The organism is Streptococcus oralis (assembly GCF_001579025.1).
In the GTDB taxonomy this organism is placed as follows: domain Bacteria; phylum Bacillota; class Bacilli; order Lactobacillales; family Streptococcaceae; genus Streptococcus; species Streptococcus oralis_X.
Genome location: NZ_KQ970235.1, coordinates 736,605 through 743,174, shown reverse-complemented (window position 1 = coordinate 743,174; position 6,570 = coordinate 736,605). Strand labels below are relative to the sequence as shown.

At 39.6% G+C, this 6,570-nt stretch carries 6 protein-coding genes and 1 pseudogene; all 7 read right to left on the bottom strand.

Translation table 11 applies throughout. The annotated features are described in order from the left end of the window. Positions 1 to 1,314: aminotransferase class I/II-fold pyridoxal phosphate-dependent enzyme (locus tag SORDD27_RS03545; protein WP_061427344.1), on the bottom strand; the 1,314-nt coding region annotated here is incomplete at its 3' end. A gap of 622 nt (positions 1,315 to 1,936) precedes the next feature. Then, positions 1,937 to 2,491 (bottom strand): hypothetical protein, encoded by a 555-nt coding sequence (locus SORDD27_RS03540; protein WP_061427342.1) that lies wholly within the window; start codon positions 2,489 to 2,491, stop codon positions 1,937 to 1,939. Between the two features lie 178 nt (positions 2,492 to 2,669). Beyond that, complete coding sequence (locus SORDD27_RS03535) at positions 2,670 to 3,176, bottom strand: YfbM family protein (protein ID WP_061427340.1); 507 nt, start codon at positions 3,174 to 3,176, stop codon at positions 2,670 to 2,672. Between the two features lie 96 nt (positions 3,177 to 3,272). Next, on the bottom strand, positions 3,273 to 3,455 hold the full coding sequence (locus SORDD27_RS03530; protein WP_061428063.1) for a hypothetical protein: 183 nt from the start codon (positions 3,453 to 3,455) through the stop codon (positions 3,273 to 3,275). Positions 3,456 to 3,474: 19 nt separating this feature from the next. Next, positions 3,475 to 4,350: a DUF4300 family protein gene (locus SORDD27_RS03525; protein ID WP_061427338.1), complete on the bottom strand. Its 876-nt coding sequence runs from the start codon at positions 4,348 to 4,350 to the stop codon at positions 3,475 to 3,477. A 157-nt stretch (positions 4,351 to 4,507) separates the two neighbouring features. Next, positions 4,508 to 6,247 carry a glycoside hydrolase family 13 protein gene (locus SORDD27_RS03520; protein WP_061427336.1) on the bottom strand — a complete coding sequence of 580 codons (1,740 nt, stop codon included), beginning with the start codon at positions 6,245 to 6,247 and terminating at the stop codon, positions 4,508 to 4,510. A gap of 176 nt (positions 6,248 to 6,423) precedes the next feature. Then, positions 6,424 to 6,570, bottom strand: a pseudogene (locus SORDD27_RS10210) (phosphoribosylanthranilate isomerase); the annotation flags it as partial.

Sequence of the window (6,570 nt, the reverse complement as noted above, 5' to 3'; positions counted from 1 at the left end):
TGGAGGATAACACATGACAAATTCCCCACAGACTTGTCCGACTGATTCGGCTAAGGTAAAACTTCTTCTCTCTGAATAAAAGGCTTCCTGAGGAGATAGGACCAACTCAGGCTGGATATATTCTCCAGCAATCAAGTCTTTTCCATCTCTTGAGTAGAGTCTCTTGATGTCCGCCAGAGCACCGACTAAGCGCTCGATGTCTTGGATGCGGTCGCCAATGGAAATATAGGCCAAGATATTCCCAATATCCCCGAATTCAATCTGAATGTCGTATTCGTCTCGCAAGAGGTCATAAACCTCTATCCCTGTTAGCCCAATTCCCTGAGTATAAACTGACAGCTTGGTCACATCAAAATCACAGACTGACACACCGTCTATTAACTCTTTTGAGTAGGCATAATAACCACCGATAGCATTGATTTCACGACGAGCGTACTCGGAGAGCTCAATGACTTTTTCAAAAGACTCTTTGCCACGAAGGGCTAAGTTCCGTCGAGAAATATCCAAACTAGCCATCAACAAGTAAGAGGCAGATGTTGACTGGGTCAGGTTGATAATCTGACGAACGTACTCAGGATTCATCTGTTCCCCGATAAGAAGGATGGAGCTCTGGGTCAAACTCCCACCAGACTTATGCATAGAGACCGCCGCCATATCAGCACCTGCATCCATAGCAGATAGTGGCAATTTATCTGTGAAATGTAGATGAGCTCCATGGGCTTCATCCACTAAAACAAACATGCCAGCTTCATGAGCCATTTCCGTCAATCCCTTGAGATCTGAACAAATTCCATAGTAAGTAGGATTGTTAATCAAAATGGCCTTGGCATCTGGATGCTCCTTAATTGCCTGCGCAACACGGTCATTTTCAAGACCTAAAGCGATGCCGATTTTAGGATCCACACTCATCTCGATATAGATGGGAATGGCACCACATAGAACCAGTGCATTGATAGCAGATTTGTGGACATTTCTCGGTAGAATAATCTTATCTCCTACCTTACAAGTCGAAAGAATCATCGTTTGAACTGATGAGGTTGTTCCTCCAATCATGAGAAAGGCATGGGCTGCACCAAAAGCATCCGCAGCTAATTCCTCCGCATCCCGAATAATCGAAATGGGATGACCAAGATTATCCAAGGGTTTCATAGAATTGACATCAATGCCAACACATTTTTCTCCTAACAGTTCGACAAGTTCTGGATTTCCTCGTCCACGCTTGTGACCTGGCACATCAAAGGGGACAATCCTTTTCTTGCGTAGTTTGACCAAAGCCTCGTAAATTGGGGCTTGGTTTTGATCTAACTTCTTCAAGACATACTCCTTTACCGTATTTTTAGCACCTCAAGAAGATAAAGGCGACTAAAGGTTGACTTATGAAAAAAGAGCAGGTTTTCACCTGCTCTGCAATCTTCTGACGTGTGTATTTTGGTTTCTGTTGAGTATGTCTGTTCCTGATGTTTCCTAACTCTCTAGTAGCAAATATTACGTACTTTATTGATCGTTTCACAAGATGACGTGTGCTTTCACCACACTAAAATTTATGAATTAGGACAAGTGTCCTAACATCAACTTATAAAAGTAGGCTTTTAACCCTATCAATAATGTGGCTTTTCAACCACGCTTCGGCATTCAACCCTGCCTGTCCGTAGGCATTTTTTACTCGGGTTTATATTTGCTAGAAAACATCATCTCATTTTCTAAGCCTAATAACTATATCATGTTTATAAGAACTTGTAAAGGATTTTGTGAAACTTTTTTAAAGAATTTTGTTTTTTGTTCGCAAAATATTATTCAACAATAAAAAGAAATCGTTTTAAGTCGTTATCTGCATAAGAAAAAAGGAACTACAGACATTAACTACTTCAATAATTCTTAAAGTATAACTTGATATTGAAAATCAATTCTTTTCATCAGATTTCATAAATATTTCCAGCTAGGAAGTATGAATCAACTGCTCCAATTCTACTTCTGAAAGCTGTCCTTGATTGTAAAGTTTTCTAAGTAAGTCCTCATCTACGGTAATTGAATAGTAATCCGTCACAAACTCATGAAATTTCTCAAAACTGTCAAAGAAATAGGATAATAACCATTCGCCACCGTCCTGATCTTGATAGGTATTTTGATGTTCTTGACCGTCATACCAGATAAAGAAGGTTGTTTCATCTTTTTGCTCTTCTGAGTATAGGTTTTGATACTTTTCATCCAGTCCTCTATAAAATCCGTCTATGATGTCTTGATTCCACTCATCCGCAGCAAATTGACTCAAACTGCTTTCATGATCAAAGCCCTTTATAAGGATGATTTTATCAGTAAAGATCACATCTAGAGAATCACCAGAACCGTTGTCGATAAGGTAACGAACCCCATAGCTTCCCTCAGTCTTAACGATCAATCGAAGCCAGGTCTCATTTGGATATGTTCGATACTCATCAATGACAAGTAAGGCATCTAAACGTGTCTTAGCATTTTCCCATTCAATTCTTCCCATCTCTTTAGTCCTCCATCTTAAAGCTTAAAATCTATTATGCTTACAAATTCTATAACCAATTTCTATCTATCCCATCCGACTACACTGTGGAATATTTTCTTCACCAGACAAGTCATCAGGTGTACAATTTTCTAGATGTGCATTCATCACGCACCTGACTAACAGTTGGTAAAAGTAGTTAACAAATAGTCACTAAGACATTTCCTTTGAGAGTTAAGATTTTCTTATAAAAGTTTTTCATTTTTACAAAACAGGTTCGAATATCATCCTTGATTTCTTCCTCTTCATCAAGATAATCCCAAATATCGGGATACAAATCGGCCTTCTTGCATGCTTCCATGCTAAAGTCTGCCAGAGCCCTATCCATGTCACAATTCTCTAAAGCTTGAACAATCTCAGCTATCTTTGAGTGTTCAGTATAGGCTGCATACTCTGATACATTTTCTAAAGGAGTTACTCCCAAGACAGCTTCTCTCAAGGGGTCGTCATCCATAAATTCTGAACTACTAAAGCCTGTCATAATAAAGAGTAAGGCATCCCACATTTTGTCAATATCTATCAACGTATCATTTCCCTCAGGATAATCCTCTACCAAGTCAAGTAAATCCTCTTCCTGACAAGGATACCGCTTTATTTGGCTTAATTCATTGTCAGACAGATATTGATAATTAGCAATCATTCCCATAATGTTTCCTCCTATCAGTTCCTTAGGATAGTACTGATGTTACTAGTTCCCTTTCTTGAAAAAGGTAAGATATCTACTGTTTTTGGATTCTCCTCCTTATTTCTCATTCTCATCTTCTATAACTTCCCAGACTTCTGACTGATAGCCCTCACCATCTATATCATAGCGCTGCATATAGCCAATAAATCTTTCCTTTTTATTTGCCTTACGAGGCTTGAGAATGTTTATAGCCCAGAATCCGATAAGAATGAGAACTAAAAGCGCTATTACTGTTTCCATCTCATCACCTTTGCCTATCTTAATATCCTTCAACCCATTTTTCATTGTCCATGATGAAAGGCTTAGCAAGTCCATCACCTGTATAATCCGCATACTTTGTAGCTAAATACTTGTAACAATCTTCCTTGCTCGCAAACTTAATAGCTTGATAAGGCTCTTCAAAAGTCAGTTTCTCTACAAATAAGAAACCATCTTCAGCCGGCACTAAAATACCAACATGCCCGACAAAAAGAAACTCTCCATCCAAATTATCATGCAAGACTACAGACAGCATTCGAGCTTTGTCATTAAATTGAAACTGGGAAAAGAATTTCTCCATCTTCTGCGCGTGAATTTTTACATCTGTTGTTGCTTCCGTCTCCACCCTAGAAAATAGAATATCAAACTCTTCCTTATCTTTTGCATCAAACACCTTTCCCTTATCGATAGCATCGTTATCCACGAAAAGAAGCTGATCATTCTTTTCAAGTTTTGGGATCGTGACTGAATTTTTCAAGAGCGCATAGCTATTGATACGGCAGTTGGTTCCGACAAAGTCACCCTTTTTTTGATTCCAAAGATTGCTGATTTTCTCTACGTCGTATTCTGTCTTCGTAAAGGAGGCAAAATCACCACTTAAGCCAGTAGAGCCGACTGTCGCATTATAGGCGGTGACAAGATTGAAAAATGCATCAACACTATTTGGGTCCAAGTGAGCTGATAAGAGAGATTTGACCTCTTCGGTACTGACTTGACCGTTTAGATTGGAATATGAAGCCGTCCAAGGAACTTTATCTGAACTGGTCTGTGTCTGATTTGCAGCTTCAGTGCTCGTATTATTTTGCTGACAAGCAGCCAAGCCAAGAAATAAGGGCAAACACAGTCCCAAGGCTACTACTTTTCTCGTTCGTTTCATGCAATTCTCCTTCTAGACTACAAGTCTCTTTTTCATTTTAAACACCATTCACTAATCATTCAGCTAGTAATCGTTGACTTAGCTATATTATACTACATAAGTCAAAAAAAAGACTGCACGAATCACCCATTCATTACAGCCTTTTTAATCCTATTTTTTATTGAATGACGAAACCTTTAGGCAAAATCGCCAGTTGCAGTCCCAATTCTTGGCAATGACTGGCTAGCACTACAGAATCACGGTCTACAAGATAGTTTTCACTTGATTGGTTAAAAATAGCTTGGACCTTTTGTCCATCATAATCCCATTCAAGAGCTAGCACGTCCGGCTTAATTTCTTTTAGGCTATAGGTGCCATGTTGGATAATGCCTGAAACCTCCTTACGAAGCTGAATCAACTTCTTCATAAAATTAAGCATGTCATTACTGTCGGAAACACGTTCCCAAGGCATGACACGACGACAATCTGGATCTGGCCCTCCACCTAACCCCAACTCTGTTCCATAGTAGAAACACGGTGTCCCTCTTTGTAGAAAGAGGTAAGCTAGGGCAGACTTAACCAGTTGGGCATCTCCCTTGGCAGTAGCCAAAATCCGCTCCGTATCGTGCGAATCCAAAAGATTGAACATCACTTCCGAAATCTGTTGTCTATAGTACATTGATTGGCTATTGATCTCATCGATGAATTGAGGTGACTTCTTAGTCCCTCGCAAGAAATAATCCTTGATGCTGTCGGAGAGAGGATAATTCATGACTGCGTGGAATTCATCGCCATTTAGCCAAGGCTGAGAAGTGTGCCAGACTTCTCCAAGAATATAAAGGTCAGGCTTTTTAGCCAAGACAGCCTTACGGAAATCTCTCCAAAATTGATGGTCTACTTCATTGGCCACATCCAGGCGCCAAGCATCAATATCAAACTCTTCAATCCAGTAGGTCGCAACTTTTAACAAATAGTCCCTCACTTGAGGATTGGCCGTATTGAGCTTGGGCATATAGCTGGCAAAAGCGAAGGTATGATAAGGGAGTTTTCTTGGATTTCCAAGCTTATCTTTGGTCACGGGAAATTCTTGAACATGGAACCAGTCTTTATATTCCGACTTTCCACCATGCTTGAGAACATCCTGCCACTGCAGAGACTGATCCCCGATATGATTGAAAACAGCGTCCAGCATGATTTTCATCCCTCTCTGATGGGCCTCCTCCACCAGTTTACGAAAGGTTTCCTTATCTCCAAAATGATGGTCAATTTCGAAATAATCCGTCGTATTGTACTTGTGATTGCTTGGGGATTCAAAAATCGGACAGAGATAAAGACCTGTAATGCCCAAGTCCTGCAAGTAATCCAGATGGTCAATGATACCTTGTAAATCACCACCAAAGAAATCGCTCGTTTTTGGTTTGATAGAGGAATCCCAAGCTAGCGCACCTTCAGGTGAAATATCCGGATTGCCATTAGCAAAGCGTTCTGGGAAAATCTGGTACCATACCATCTCTGCTACCCAGTCAGGAACATGGCAAGCATCAATCTCATGGATATACGGAATTTTAAAGCCATTTCCTTCATAATGAAGGTTTTCTAGCGTATTTTCAACACATCCCTTATCGCCATAGAAAATACTCTGACCTTGCTTATCCTTGAGTTCAAAGAGATACTGGAGTCGCGCATAGCCCACTGAAACTTCTGCTTGCCAGTAATCAAATAAGGCATCAGAAGTTACTTTGACCATCTCCTTGTTTACTTCATAATGGTCCTCTAAAAAGATAAAAGGATCACCATAATGCAAATGGATGCTTTCAATATCATCTTTCTTAGTCCGGATACGAATGTGCATTATCTTATCCTTATAAAGATAAGCATACTCCGACTCTGTTCTATGGTAAATGGCAGTCAATTCCATTGTTTTGTCTCCTGATTTACTTTCATTCATCTGTAACGCAAACGCTTTCACCTTTGTTGTTCTAGTATACTACTTTAAAATTTTATTTTCAAGACTAGTCCGTAGTTTTGAGTGGATTGTTTTTCAAAATAAAAAAGCAGCCAGTCTTACAACTTGCTACTTTTCAAATGATGATTTTACAAATGTCTTTCCAGCCAATCTATCTTTTTAAAATCTTTATTGTTATTGTGGTCATTTCGATAGGAATCTTGGGAAGAAGCCTTGTATATACTGAAATACTGTTCCAAACTTGGAACACGAAAAGTGATGTCCTCGAGATGAAT